This window comes from Sphingomonas glacialis, assembly GCF_014653575.1.
GTDB classification, from domain to species: Bacteria; Pseudomonadota; Alphaproteobacteria; order Sphingomonadales; family Sphingomonadaceae; genus Sphingomonas; species Sphingomonas glacialis.
This window is the reverse complement of sequence record NZ_BNAQ01000005.1, coordinates 182,348-195,695: the sequence shown is the minus strand read 5'-3', so window position 1 is coordinate 195,695 and position 13,348 is coordinate 182,348. Positions and strand designations below refer to the sequence as shown.

General features: G+C 66.5%; 15 protein-coding genes. 4 read left to right on the top strand and 11 right to left on the bottom strand.

Annotated elements, in window-relative coordinates; genetic code table 11:
* The 6 genes from IE187_RS16305 to IE187_RS16280 form a co-directional block, all read right to left on the bottom strand.
* Positions 1-1,410, bottom strand: a complete 1,410-nt coding sequence (locus IE187_RS16305) for an FAD-containing oxidoreductase (protein ID WP_189677107.1) — start codon at positions 1,408-1,410, stop codon at positions 1-3.
* On the bottom strand, positions 1,407-1,862 hold the full coding sequence (locus tag IE187_RS16300; RefSeq protein ID WP_189677106.1) for a DUF4126 domain-containing protein: 456 nt from the start codon (positions 1,860-1,862) through the stop codon (positions 1,407-1,409). The genes IE187_RS16305 and IE187_RS16300 overlap by 4 nt, the downstream gene beginning before the upstream one ends.
* A gap of 65 nt (positions 1,863-1,927) precedes the next feature.
* A complete protein-coding gene (locus IE187_RS16295; protein ID WP_189677105.1) occupies positions 1,928-3,442 on the bottom strand; it encodes a cation:proton antiporter in 1,515 nt (504 codons plus the stop codon).
* Between the two features lie 72 nt (positions 3,443-3,514).
* Positions 3,515-4,606 (bottom strand): extracellular catalytic domain type 1 short-chain-length polyhydroxyalkanoate depolymerase, encoded by a 1,092-nt coding sequence (locus IE187_RS16290; RefSeq protein WP_189677104.1) that lies wholly within the window; start codon positions 4,604-4,606, stop codon positions 3,515-3,517.
* A gap of 129 nt (positions 4,607-4,735) precedes the next feature.
* Positions 4,736-4,999: a hypothetical protein gene (locus IE187_RS16285; RefSeq protein WP_189677103.1), complete on the bottom strand. Its 264-nt coding sequence runs from the start codon at positions 4,997-4,999 to the stop codon at positions 4,736-4,738.
* 76 nt (positions 5,000-5,075) lie between these two features.
* A complete protein-coding gene (locus tag IE187_RS16280; RefSeq protein WP_133191764.1) occupies positions 5,076-5,357 on the bottom strand; it encodes a CsbD family protein in 282 nt (93 codons plus the stop codon).
* Between the two features lie 145 nt (positions 5,358-5,502).
* On the opposite strand from IE187_RS16280, the gene IE187_RS16275 reads away from it, so the two are divergent.
* Positions 5,503-5,766, top strand: a complete 264-nt coding sequence (locus tag IE187_RS16275) for a DksA/TraR family C4-type zinc finger protein (protein ID WP_133192187.1) — start codon at positions 5,503-5,505, stop codon at positions 5,764-5,766.
* A gap of 122 nt (positions 5,767-5,888) precedes the next feature.
* The gene (locus tag IE187_RS16270; RefSeq protein WP_189677102.1) at positions 5,889-6,776 is read left to right on the top strand and encodes a DUF4886 domain-containing protein; all 888 of its coding nucleotides are present in this window, start codon (positions 5,889-5,891) and stop codon (positions 6,774-6,776) included.
* Positions 6,777-6,785: 9 nt separating this feature from the next.
* On the opposite strand, the gene IE187_RS16265 is transcribed toward IE187_RS16270, so the two are convergent.
* Both IE187_RS16265 and IE187_RS16260 read right to left on the bottom strand, forming a co-directional pair.
* Entirely contained in the window at positions 6,786-7,211 is a 426-nt protein-coding gene (locus tag IE187_RS16265) for a pyridoxamine 5'-phosphate oxidase family protein (protein WP_189677199.1), read from the bottom strand.
* A gap of 181 nt (positions 7,212-7,392) precedes the next feature.
* Positions 7,393-7,722: a hypothetical protein gene (locus tag IE187_RS16260; protein ID WP_189677101.1), complete on the bottom strand. Its 330-nt coding sequence runs from the start codon at positions 7,720-7,722 to the stop codon at positions 7,393-7,395.
* A 67-nt stretch (positions 7,723-7,789) separates the two neighbouring features.
* On the opposite strand from IE187_RS16260, the gene IE187_RS16255 reads away from it, so the two are divergent.
* A complete protein-coding gene (locus tag IE187_RS16255; protein ID WP_189677100.1) occupies positions 7,790-8,260 on the top strand; it encodes a hypothetical protein in 471 nt (156 codons plus the stop codon).
* 507 nt (positions 8,261-8,767) lie between these two features.
* Positions 8,768-9,439: an outer membrane protein gene (locus tag IE187_RS16250; protein WP_133191760.1), complete on the top strand. Its 672-nt coding sequence runs from the start codon at positions 8,768-8,770 to the stop codon at positions 9,437-9,439.
* Positions 9,440-9,546: 107 nt separating this feature from the next.
* Here IE187_RS16250 and IE187_RS16245 read toward each other — a convergent pair whose 3' ends face one another.
* Genes IE187_RS16245 through IE187_RS21630 form a run of 3 tightly spaced genes read right to left on the bottom strand, consistent with a single transcriptional unit; the run spans position 9,547 to position 13,312 of the window.
* Positions 9,547-11,928, bottom strand: coding sequence for a glycoside hydrolase family 31 protein (locus IE187_RS16245; RefSeq protein ID WP_189677099.1), 2,382 nt, complete (start codon positions 11,926-11,928; stop codon positions 9,547-9,549).
* Positions 11,925-13,193: an MFS transporter gene (locus tag IE187_RS16240; RefSeq protein ID WP_189677098.1), complete on the bottom strand. Its 1,269-nt coding sequence runs from the start codon at positions 13,191-13,193 to the stop codon at positions 11,925-11,927. Before IE187_RS16240 ends, IE187_RS16245 begins: the two co-directional genes overlap by 4 nt.
* Positions 13,190-13,312, bottom strand: a complete 123-nt coding sequence (locus IE187_RS21630) for a hypothetical protein (protein ID WP_268249521.1) — start codon at positions 13,310-13,312, stop codon at positions 13,190-13,192. The genes IE187_RS16240 and IE187_RS21630 overlap by 4 nt, the downstream gene beginning before the upstream one ends.
* Between the last annotated feature and the right edge of the window lie 36 nt (positions 13,313-13,348).

The window sequence follows — 13,348 nt, the reverse complement described above, 5'->3', positions numbered from 1 at the left end:
TCAGGCGGCATTACCGATCGGCGATTGTGGATCCGTGCTCGGCGGCGCGAGGCCTTCGAGCACGGTCGGGATCAGTTCGGACACCGTCGGATGGATCGGCACCGCCCAGCGCAGCACGTCGATCGGCTGATCGGCGTTCATCATGTCGAGGATGCCGTGGATCGCCTCGTCGCCGCCCGTCCCGAGGATCGCCGCGCCAAGGATACGCTTGGTCTCGGCATCGGCGACGATCTTGATCATCCCCTTGGTCTCGCCTTTTTCGACCGCGCGGCCGACGCGCGTCATCGGGCGGGTGGCCACCAGGATCGGCCGGCCGGTCTCCGCCGCCTGCGTCTGCGTCATGCCGACGCGCCCGAGCGGCGGATCGATATAGAGCGCATAGCCCGGGATCCGGTCGCTGACCTTGCGATCCTCGCCATCGAGCAGATTGGCGGCGACGATCTCGAAATCGTTATACGCCGTATGCGTGAAGGCGCCGCGCCCGTTGCAATCGCCGAGCGCCCAGATGCCGCGGACATTCGTCTGCAAACCGTCATCGACGGAGATATAGCCGTGCGCGTCGGTCTTCACGCCTGCCGCGTCGAGCCCGAGATCGTCGGTATTGGGCCGTCGCCCGACCGCGAGCAGGACATGACTCCCGACCACGACGGGTGCGCCGTCATGGCAATCGACCGAGACGGCCACCCCGGCGTCGTGCGGCGCAAAGCCGATACAGGTCGCCCCCGCGCGCACGGCAATCCCTTCGTCCTCGAGGATCTGGCGGACCGCATCGGAAATCTCCGGATCCTCGCGCGCAATCAAGCGATCGCCGCGCTCGACGACGGTTACAGCCGCGCCGAAGCGGCGGTACATCTGCGCGAATTCTAGGCCGATATAGCTGCCACCGACGATCACGAGATGTTCGGGCACATGCGCCAGCGCGACCATGTCGGTATTGTCGAGGTGCGGCACATCGCCGACCCCCGGCATGTCGGGCACCGCGGCGCGGCCGCCGACGTTGAGGAAGATGCGCGGCGCAGAGAGCGCCTCGCCATCGACCTCTACGGTGGTCGGCCCGGTCAGACGCGCATGGCCGCGGAGAAACGTCAGCCGCTCCATCTTTTCGAGCCAGCGCTCGTTGCCGCCACGCGCGTCGAGCGTCACCTTGCGCGCACGCGCCGCCACCGCGGGCATGTCGATCGTCACTGGCCCGACCTGTACCCCGAAATCGGCGGCACGGCGCGCGAGATGCGCGGCATAGGCGCTCGCCACGAGCGTCTTGGTCGGCATGCAGCCTGTGTTGACGCACGTTCCGCCGACGAGCTTGCGCTCGATTAGCGCCACGGTCATGCCCGCCGCGGTGAGCCGCCCGGCGAGCGGCGGCCCGGCCTGCCCCGCGCCGACGATGATCGCATCGAACGCGCGGGTCACAGCGCGAAGACCACGGCAACGGCCAGCGCGAGCGCGATGACGTCTTCGACCAGCGCGGCCGGAAGATCTCGCCCGAATGCCAGCGCCAGGCGCGTGCGCAGCGCGGCCCCGCCGAGCGTGCCGACCACCGCGCCGAGCAGCCCAAGCCCGAGCCCGACCAGCGGCATCGCGCTCGCCACGCCGATCGCCGCGCCCGACACCCCGCCGCTCACCAGCCGCGCGCCGAACGGTCCAGCCAGTTTCCGGCTCGGCGTGGTCGGCAAGACATCGCCGACGCACTCACCGAGCGCGAGCAGCGACGCGATCCACGGCGTGAAGCGCCAGCCGAAAAAGGCGAGCCAGCTGCCCTCGAGCGCCAGCCCGCGCGCGGCGGCGGCCCAGGCGATCGCCGCGGGCGCGAGCATCGTACGCGACCCCGCGACGATACCGATCAGGAACGCGAGCACGATCATAAAGCGAGTCCTGCGGGAAATGAGGCCCGTCCCTCCCATGCGCACCGCGCGCGGTCAAACGAGTCCTAGCTTTCCTTGATGCGGCGCTCGCCCTCGGGGAGCAGCGAGAGTTCGCGCCAGTCGATTTCTTCCTGCAGGCGATAATAGCTCTCGTCGCCGATCGCGTCGTCGACTCGCAGCGCCTCGAGCCGTTCGCGCTCGGCAGCGATCCCCGTGAGGCCGACCTTGCGATAGGGCTTCTCCGCCGAAGTGCCGAACAGCGCATAGGCATAGCGGAACTGCTCGGGATCGCGCCCCGGCGCACCGTCGAGCGCCGCAGCGCCCGCCGCCGCCAGATCGCGCCGCGCATCGGCGAGTTCGCGGTCGACATCGTCGACCGAGTCGAGCCCGAGCCAGCGGATCAGCGGCGCAAGCGTCATTCCCTGGACGATCAGCGTCGCGAGCACGACCGCAAAGGCGGTGAGCACCACGACATCGCGCTGCGGGAAATTTGCAGGCAGCGCAAAGGCGGTCGCGAGCGTGATCAACCCGCGCATCCCGCACCACGAGACGAACACACCCTGCGCCAGCGTCGGCGGAGTGAGATCGCCCCGCACTGCCGCAAAGCGCCGCGCAAGCAGGTTCCACGCCATCACGACAACGATCCGCGCGCCGATCACCGCGAGGATCACGACGCCCGCGACCGCGAGCGAATCCCACAAATGCGCTGCCGTCATCCGCCCCACGATCAGCCGCGCCTGCATCCCCATCAGCAGGAATGCGAGCACGTTGAACAGGAACACCACGGTCGCCCACACAGCAAAGCTGTGGACGCGCATCCGCGGCGATCCGCTGCCGCCCGACCGCGCGATCGTCATCGCGCAGCCGACCACCGCGAGCACGGGCGAGAGGTGCAGATGCTCGGCGACGATCCACACCGCGAAGGCGTTGATGAATTGCAGGATGTTGCCGCCGAGCGTCCCGGCGACGAACTTGCCGAGCCACTGGAACACGAACGCGCTGGCGATGCCGAACACGATCCCACCTGGTGCCGCGAACGCGAGCTGCAGCGCGACCCCCGAGCCGAAGCCGCCATTCGCCTGCACCGCGAGCGCCGCGCCGAACAACAGCAGCGCGGTCGCATCGTTGAACAGGCTCTCGCCCTTCAACACCGCGATTGTGCGCTTGGGGAGCGAGACCGTGCCGAGCACCGCGGTCGCCGCCGCCGCATCGGGCGGCGCGACGATGGCGCCGAGCGCCACCGCCGCGGCGAGCGGCAGGCCGACGAACGCGACGCCGATCCACGCGACCGTCGCGGTGGTGACGAGGATCGCCCCGACCGCGAGGATCGACAGCGGGCGCCACAAGCGCTTGGCCGCATGGAGCGGAAAATCGAACGCCGCGTCGAGCAGCACCGGCGCGATGAACAGCGCAAGCACGGTGCCGGGGTCGATCGCGATCGTCGGTGCACCCGGGACGAAGGCGATGACCACGCCGCCGAGTGCGAGAATCGCGGGATACGGCAAGTTCAGCCGCCGCGCTGCCTGGAGCGAGACGATCGCTGCGAACAGCAACGCCAACAGGCTTTCGAAAAACGTCATGGCGCGAGCGTATCAAGCCGCGAGCGCCGTGTCAGGCCCGGCGCAACCGACGCGGCGCGCAGCCCGCGCCGCTTAATGAAGCAGGCCCGCAGCGCGCAGCGCACGCGCGATGATCGCCTGCACCGCGTTTGCCGAATCCGCGGGCTGCGGCGTTCCGCGTCCGGCGGGTCTTTTGGGCGTGCGATCGTTCGGCCGCGTCGCCTGCGCCTCGCTCGTCAATCCCCAGGCATCGGCGATCATCCGGCTGCTCGAAAGCCCGACATCGAGCATATAGGGACCGGCCTGCCCCAGCCGCTCGGAGCCCGATGGATCGATCGGGACGCCGTGGCCCATCCCCGCGACATTCCACTGCTCGACCGCGGCGCGCCCCGATGCATCGCGCCACACGCGCTTTTGCCAGGTCGCGCCGGTCTTTGTCTCGCTCGGTGCGTCGGGCAGGCCGTGCACCGTCCGCCATTGATCGGCGAGTTGGTCGGCATTGGCGGGGACGACGGTACGATCGGCATCGCCGTGCCAGATCGACACGGCGGGAAACCTGTGCGCAACGCCAGGCGCAGCACCGCGCACCACATCTGCCGCAACGGCTGCACTGTCGGCACCGTGGCCGCGCATCCGGTCGAGCGCCTGCAACATGCTCGTCGCGCCGCCATAGGGCAGTCCGCCGATGATCGCGCCCGCCGCGAACAGATCGGGATAGGTGGCGAGCATCACCGCCGTCATCGCGCCACCCGCCGAAAGACCCGTCACGAAGATCCGGCTGCGATCGAGGCGGTGCGTCGCGACCATCGTCTCGATCATCTGCGCGATCGATTCGGCTTCGCCCCCCGTACGCGCGATGTCGCTGCGTTCGAACCAGTTGAAGCACAGGTTCATGTTATTGGCGCGGCGCTGTTCGGGATACAGCAGCGCAAAGCCCGCGCGATCGGCCAGCGTCGACCAGCCACTGCCCTGGTCATAGCCAGCGGCATTCTGTGTGCAGCCGTGCAACACGACGACCAGCGGCGCATTCGGGCGCAAATCGGGGGGGAGATAGCAATGCGCCTCGAGCGCGCCGGGATTGCTTCCGAAATTCTCGAGCAGCGCGAGGCGGCTCGCCACTTCGGGGGGCTGGGTCGCGTAGGGATGCGCCGCCATGCGCGCGATAGTGTCTGAAATGCGCCGCATGATCGGCCTCTTGGGTAACGCCTGCAGGTGCTGGCCGGTCCTTAAAGATAGGGATTATGCTGCACTGCACAATAACAAAGGTTTGGAAATACGTCGCAGTGGATGTGCCACCCAAACCGCAACCATCGACTATTCGGTCGGATCAGGACAGCCGCGCAAATTGATGGCGTCGTATTGGGCGAGCAGCCGGCCGACTTCGGCGACGGTAGTCTCGAGCTCGTGCCGATGGCGTTCGGTCACGTCTTCGGTGGGAATGCCGTTGCGGCCGTCATGAACCGAGAAGCCATTTTCGATCAGCCAGAGCGCGTCGCTTGCGCGCGAGCGTTGGCGGCGCAAATGCATCGCCCATTGCTCGATAAGGCCCGAGGGCACGAGGCGATCGATTTCACTCAAGATCTGTCGTTCGATTGTCTTCATCCCCACGCAGCGTGTCGCCACCGTGCCCGAACGGCACGATGGCGACCTGGCATTACTTGCCGCGCAGCGTGTTCATCACGGCGAGGCCGAGCACGCCGACCAGAGCTGCCGTAGCATACGGCCGGTCACGCGCGAAGGTGCGGACCTTGTCGACCAGCGGGCCGGGGTTCGAGACGGCGTCCATCGCCGCGCCGGCGACCTGCTTGGCATTGCCGACGACCTGATCGGCGACGCCCGAACCCTGCAACGAGGTGTCGCCCGTCAGCTTGCCTGCGGCTTCCTTGATGGTGCCACCGAGATCCTGAGCTTCACCCTTGAACGACGTGCTGTTCATAACTGACCTTTCCATGCGCTCTGCCGGTCTTGGCGCGCGTGCGGCGATAACGAGCGTTTGGCATAGAAGGTCCATCCACCGCCGCACTGCGCTGGAAAAGCTGCGCGTCGTTCCTATTTCTCCGTATCGACAACGGGATACGGACATGGCGAACGGTTGGGCGCAGGACGGCGCGGTACAGGATCAGATCGACGATACGGTGGCGGACGCCGTTTTGGCGGCGCGCGCGCAGCTTCTGGCGGGCGAAGCGGCGCGCTATTGCGAGCAATGCGGCGATGATATTCCCGAAGCGCGCCGCGAGGCGCTGCCCGGTGCACGCACCTGCATCGCGTGCCAGGCCGAACGCGATGCAAAGATCCGCAGCGGCGGGATCAACCGGCGGGGCAGCAAGGACAGCCAATTGCGCTGATCCCGCGTATCCCCAGGTCGCTTCGGCCATCGCCGCGAACATCCCCCTGCGAAACGGCGTTTGCAGTCGCGCGCGACATTGCCGATAGGGCCACACCGCGATCGGCGACGGTAAGGGGTGACATGACGATGAACGGCTTGAAGGCGCTGGCCATGCTGCTGGCGCTCTGCGCGGTTGCCCCAGCGGCAGCGCAGCCGCGGCAGCGCACGATCCTGTTCATCGGCAACAGCTTCACGCAAGGGGCCCATTCGCCGGTGCGCAACTGGCATGCCGGCAGCGTCGTCGATCTCAACCGCGACGGTTATGGCGGCGTGCCGGCCTTGTTCAAGGAATTCACCGAGGAGGCCGGGCTCAATTACGCGGTCAGCCTCGAGACGCAGGGCGGCCAGTCGCTGGCGTTCCATTTCGATGAACGCCGCGCCTTGTTCGAGCGCGCCTGGGATGTCGTCGTGCTGCAGGAATTCAGCACGCTCGACCGCGAACGGCCGGGTGATGCAAGCAGCTATCTGCGCAGCGTGCCGCGTCTGGTGGCGCTGTTCCACGGCTACAATCCGGTGGTGCAGATCGAATTGATGGCGACGTGGAGCCGAGCCGACGAGACCTATCGCCCCAAGGGTCACTGGTACGGCCGCCCCGTCACCGCGATGGCGCTCGATCTGCGCGCCGCCGCCAATCGCGTGCGGGCGGCGACCCGCGGCGTGGCGGGCGTGTTACCGGTCGGCGAGGCGTGGAACCGCGCGATTCAGACCGGCGTGGCCGACGCCAACCCCTATGACGGCGTGGCGTTCGGCAAGCTCGATCTGTGGAGCTACGACCAGTATCATGCGAGCGTCTATGGCTATTATCTCGAAGCGCTGGTCGTGTTCGGCCGGATCACCGGGGTCGACCCGCTGACGCTCGGCAAGGATGAAAGCGCCGCCGACGAGCTTGGCCTGTCCCCCGCGCAGGCGACCGCGCTGCAACGCGTCGCGCACGACCAGCTCGCCGCCGAGGCGCGTCCGCGACGCTAGCCGAAGCGGCTAGGGCCGGACTTCGCCCTGATCCTCGCCGTTCCAGTAATGCACCCGTTGGGCGTGGACCTTGATCAGCACGAGGCCGGGCGTGTCGACACCCTGTTCGAACCAGCGTTCGAGATCGGGATTCCAATGCTTCGCGAACACCGCCTTGTCGCGGATCAGCTCGGCCTCGCCCGCCGCAGCGATGAACAGCGGCGGCTTGCCGAGCAGCCCCGAATTGCCGTGCAGCGTCAGCCCGACCTTGGGGTTGACCGCGATTTCGGCAACGGTCTGCGTGTCGTCGAGCGCGAAGAAGTAGCTGTCGCCGTCATAGTCGACATCGGCATTGTTGCTCATCGGTCGCGCGGCGAGACCACCATCGGGCGCAACCGTCGTCAGCATCGTGAAGTCGATCTTGCGCATCGCTGCGGCAAGATCCTTGAGGGTCATCGTCACTGGCGGCTCTCCTGCTGGTTTGAAAGGATAACCGGCCGTAGCGACGCGGGTTCCGCGATCGTCTCGAGCAAAACGGGCCGGGCGCCGGGCGCGAGCAGTGGACGTCGACAATCGACCCACCGTCACCCCCGTGAAACCCGGAAACTATCCCGATCGCGCAAAAGGCGCCTGACGCTCATTGCGCGGTAAGCCGCAGGATCCGCGCGCGTTTCGGGCGCGGGCGGAGCGAGTCTTGCGCTTTCCAATAGAGCGCGATCGCACCGATACGCAGCAGATCCGGCGCGCCCGACCCCGGTTGGCCCGTACCCGAAACGCTCCGCGCCCACCGCACGCGCATTCCTGATGGCACGCGCCGCCAGCGCGAGGCGAGGTCACCCGCTGCGCCGCGGCCGTCCGACCGGATCATGTCGCGGCGACAGCGGAGGCAGTGGCTGAACGCGAAGCTTTGATTGCGTTGCAGATTGAGCGCCGGCACATGGCCGAGCAGCAGACACAATATCGCCATGAGTGACCTCCTTGGTGACCTGATGGGTTTGTAACAACGCTGCGAGCGTGACGAGGTCCGACGGCCCATGCGCGAGCACGCTTTCGAGATCCCAAAGCTCGAAGCACGCGCCGCTCGCTACCAGCAGAGCCGCAGTCCCGATCCCGCCGCGCTCGCGCATCGTCGCGGGAAGCTGCAACATCCCGTCGGGCGCGAGGGGCGCCGTATCGACAAAACCATAGGTCCGGCGCAGCTGATGGTGATCGTGAAATGCGCGCGGAGATTTGGCGAACCGCTCGGCAATTTCGAACTGGCGTTGCAGGACGTAGACTCGATCGAACGCGATGAGGCAGGGCGATTCCTCGTGCAGGCCAATGAACAGGAATTCGTCGATGCAGCGGGATCGCGAAGTTTCGAAGAAGCGGCGCGGCAACATCAATTCGCCGCCAGGCGTAACTTCGCACAGCGCGCTGCCAATGTACATTTCTTGCATCGCCTGATCCCTTGCCTAAGCAAGAGAATGGTTAATGCCGAAAACCGATACTTTGAAATATCGTAAGATTACCAATCTGATTCCCTCATGAGAGATAAATGCTTTGTTTGTTAAGATCCTACCGCCCTGGAACTGACGACGTCGACGCACATTGTATTTTTACCATATCAACACCGGCGACCGAGCCAGAGCATGGGAGAAGTGCACGACCTTCCAGAAATGGCCTGATGTCTTGGTGAATAGAAAACATCTTCGACACCCCAACCCGCCCCCCGGCGGCCCTCCCGATCAGGCGCCGGAGCAAAGCGCGTTCGCTGTCGGTCGGGAATTTTTCATTCGCCTTCGCGCATTCGGCTGACACGACACGATCAAATGTCGACTCGATTTTGCGCGTCTTTGCGCATATGGCCACGCCGCAGCGCTTCCGGAGAAGAGCGCCGACGTCACGGATACGGTCGATCAACGAGACCGTTGCCATAAAGTCACACACCCAAACCATCGCGTTTCGACCGAGGAACTCTGACGTTCCCGCCGGGTTGAACCGCCACTTGTCAGCATTTCAGAGGCTCAGCCATGTACAAACTTCTCACCGCGTCGCTCGCAGCGACGCTCCTTTCGGCCGTTCCCGCGCTCGCGCAGGACGCCGCCGCACCGATGGCAACGCAGGACACCACGGCAGCAACCCCCGCCGAGGCCGCAGCCAAGAGCACCTCGGGCAGCTTCCGCGGCTTCCGCGTCGAAGGCAATTTCGGTGGCGATCGCTTCCAGTCGCAGGGCGTGCACCGCGACAAGTTCGGCTACGGCGCGTCGGTCGGCTTTGACGGCCAGCTCGGCGAGCGTTTCGTCGTCGGTCCGGAAGCGACCTATTGGCGTTCGAACAACTGGAGCGAGAACTGCACCGGTGCCGCCGGCGGCGCGCTGTGCACCAAGTCGTTCGAGGAACTGGGCGTTGGCGTCCGCGCTGGCATCCAGGCGACCCCGCAGTTCCTCATCTTTGGTAAGGGCGGCTATGTGAACAACCAGCAGCGCAAGCGCTTCACCTCGCCCGTCGCCGGTCGCAGCTTCTACGATCGTTACTCGACCGACGGCTATCAGCTCGGTGGTGGCGTCGAATACGGCATGGGCAGCCGCTTCTCGGGTCCGCTCTCGGGCCTCTACGTTTCGGCGCAGTACGTCTATTCGCAGTATTCGGACCACACGTCGCGTCAGCGCATCATGGGCGGCGTCGGCCTCCGCTTCAAATAAGGTCGAATCGGGCAGCGGCGATCACGCCGTCGCCCGGATCGGATCACGTCGACGGGCGCTCTCGCAAGAGAGCGCCCGTTTTCGTTGGCGCAGCGACGCGAGCGGAATCAGCCGGTGATGCGGAGCGCGCGCCGGCCAGTGACGTCGTGCCGCTCCTCGATGCGCGCACCGGGAATAGCCACGCCCCGCTCCTCGCCGTGTGGAAGCACGATCGTCAGCGGATACGCATCGGCGGCATCGATGGTGAGCGTGATCGCGTCGGCGGTACACTGCCCTGTAATGCGCCAAACGCGCGGTTCTTCGCGTGTTTCGTCATCCTCAAAGGCGCTGACGGTAAAATCGCCCTCCCCGACTGGCGGGAACAGCCACAACCCGCGATCGCGTGGCGCGGGCGCGAAGCCGCCCTGCGCAAGATCGACGAACATCGCCGAACCGGCGCGCGCGAACAGCGGCGGATTGCCCGCAAGCGGCGCGTCGACCTCGATCACGGCGCCGCCGGCATGGCGCCTCCCGCTCCACACGTCGTACCAATCGTCGCGCCCCGGAAGCCGCACGGTGCGCGTCGCGGCACCGTGCTCGACGACGATCGCCGCGAGCACGTCGCGCCCGAGCATATGGTCGTCGCCGTCGATCCAGGCCGCCGCATCGCCGGGATGATCGAGCCATACCGGCCGGACGATCGGCTCGAAATCATGGCTGTAGCGCAGCAGGAGATCGCCGAAGAACGGCAGCAGCGTCTGGCGGAGCGCCATCAAACGCTGGATCGCGGGGAGCGCCTCGGCATGCATCCACGGTTCGTTGACGCTGCGGTCGTCGTTCCAGCTGTGGATGCTGAATCGCGGCATCAGCACGCCGGCTTGTACCCAGCGCACCAGCAGTTCGGCATCGGGCGGCGGTCCGGCAAAGCCGCCGACATCGTGGCCACTGTTCGAGATCCCCGACAGCGCAAGCCCTAGGCCCATTTTGAGATTGTAGCGCAGCGTCTTCCAGTCGGTGCGATTGTCGCCCGACCAAGTCTGTGCGTAGCGCTGCAGGCCGGTCATCCCCGAACGCGTCACGACATAGGGCCGCCTGCCCGGCGCATGCGCGATCTGCGCGGCACGCGACGCGCGCATCATCAGCAACGCCTGCAGCGGCAGCGCTTCGGCCGCCGCGCGCGGGGTGCCGAAACCGTGGATCCGCGCGCGCGCGTCCCACACTTCATATTCGTTATTGTCGTTCCATGTCGCTTCGATGCCGGTGTCGAGCAGTGCTGTCGTCAACTGCGCCTTCCACCACGCCGCGGTCGCCGGGTTGGTGAAGTCGAGATAGACGCCGGGCGCATCCCAGAATTGCGCCTGAGTTTCCACGCCATCCGCATCGGCGACGAGCAGCCCGCATTCGCGCACTTCGTCGATCAGCGGATGATCGAGCAGCATCGCCGGCTTGATGTTGGGGACGAGCCGCACGCCCGCATCGGCATAGCTTTTGACGAAGGCGGCGGGATCGGGAAACTTGTCGCGGTTCCAGTGGAAGACGTAGCGCTTGTCGCCGATCGAGGTGTAGCCCGACGACAGATGAAACGACGTACAGCCGATGTCATGCTCGGCGAGCTTGGCGGTGAAGCTCTGCATCTGCACGGCGGCATCGGGCGCATCGGTGTAGGTCATCGTCGAGCCCGAATAGCCGAGCGACCAGGCCGGCATCAGCGCGGGGCGCCCGGTCAGCCAGGTAAACCGTTTGGTCACCGCGAGCGGGTCGGGGCCAGCGATCATCCACAGATCGACATCACCGTGATCGGCGACGACGTGGCGGTACGGCCCGTGATAATTGTCGAGCTCGCGACCAAAATCGTAGGTGACGCGCGCGAGCGTGTCGTGGAATTCGCCGTGGCAGCGGCCGGCGGCATCGGCGACCAGCACATAGGGGATCGCCTTGTAGAGCGGGTCGCTCTGCTCGGCGTCATAGCCCATCGGATCGAGGCTGGTGAGGCGAAAGCGGCGGCCGGTGCGGTCCATCGCGCCCGCGCGTTCGCCCAGCGCATAATGGCGATCGCCCGCGCGGCGCTCGAGAAAGTGGTGCGCGCGGCCGTCCCACCAGCCGAAATCATACGCCTGGGTCGGGCGGTCGGCGGCGATCGGCTGCCAGGCCGCGCCGTCATGCTGTTCCCAACGGCAGTGCAAGCCGTGGAGCGCGATCGTCACGCGGATCCGCGCGGTCGCGACGACGAGCGTGCCGTCGGTCTCCTCGACCGAAGCCTCGGGGCAAGCGAAGCCCGCGACGTCCATCCGGTCGCGCCCGGGCTCCGCGATATCCTCGGCCCCCGCGGCGATCGCCCAGCTCGGCGGGCTCGTCACCGTGCCGTTCGCGAGCAGCAGGAGGCGGGCGATATCGTCCTCGAGCACGAACAGATGCGCCACCGCGCCAGTATCGGCGGTGAGCGTGATCCGTCCGTGCGCGCGCTCGGTCAGCGCGAACAGCGGCGGATTGGCGATCGTGGCGCGTCTCATGCCAACTCCCTCGAATCAGGCACTTCGGGTAACGTCAGGCGGCTGACGAAGACGATCAGCACCGCTGCACCGATCAGGTCGAACACGGCGAGCGCGCCGAACAACGGCGCATAGCCGACCGTATCCGCCAGCTGACCGATCAGCAGCGAGAAGAGCAGCCCGCCGATCCAGCCGGCCTGCCCGACAAACCCGTTGGCGGTGCCGACTTCCTCGGGCGTGAAGACATCGGCCGACAGCGTGTTGATCAGCACCGAGATCATCTGGTGCGCAAAGCCGCCGATGCAGAACAGCGCGATCGCGGTGTACGGGCTCGCGGCGAGGCCGATACAGCCCGGCGCGATCATCAACACCGCGGCAAGGCTGATGCCGAGCACGCGTGACGGGATCAGCCGCATCCCGAAGCGCTTGATGAAAAACGGCGACAGATACCCGCCGAGCACGCCGCCGAGATCCGCCGCTAGAAACGGCAGCCACGCGAACAAGGCGATCTGCTTCAAATCCATCCCGCGCTCGGTCGCGAGGTAGAGCGGGATCCAGAAGCTGAAGGTCTGCCACGCGGGCTCGGCGAGGAAGCGCGGCACCGCGATCACCCAGAATTTCGCGCTGCCTAGGATCTCCTTCGCGCTCGCGCGGCGCGCCGGGACGAGCGGGCGGTCCTGCGCGATCATGGCGCGTTCCTCGGGCGTGATCGACGGATGGTCGTTCGGCGAGCGATAGAAAGCGTACCACGCACCCGCCCACACCAGCCCGACCGCGCCGGTCACCACGAAGGCCAGCCGCCAGTCGCCCCACAGCGTCACCGCGACGACGATCGGCGGCGCGATCAGCGCGCCGAGCGACGTGCCGGCGTTGAACCAGCCCGTCGCGACCGAACGCTCGCGCGCGGGAAACCATTCGGCGATCGCCTTCATCCCCGACGGGATCGCCGCCGCCTCGCTCATGCCGAGCAAGGCGCGGAAGAAAGCGAGGCTCAGCCAGCCGCCCGCCAGCGCGCTCAGCATGTTCGCCGCCGACCAGGCGACACCGAAAAAGGCGAAGCCAGCGCGCAGCCCGAAATGATCGACGATATAGCCGGCGACGGGCTGCATCACAGTGTAGGCAAGCTGGAACGCCCCGACGACATAGCTGTATTGCTGCGTCGACATCGCGAAGCTCGCCTTCAGCTGCGGGGCGAGCACCCCGAGCGAATTGCGGGCGAGATAGTTGGCGATCGTGCCGACGCAAATCAAACCGACGATCCACCAGCGCAGATGCCGGATCTTCATGCGCTCAACGTCCACGCCATGCCGCGCAAAGCGTCCTGATCTTTCGCCGGACGTGGCGTGTCGGTAGCGGAATCTCGCCCCCACGCGGTGGCGATGACGCGCGCGTCCAGGATCTTCACGATGCGTCCCTCCCCGACATTATGCCGAGGAAGCTA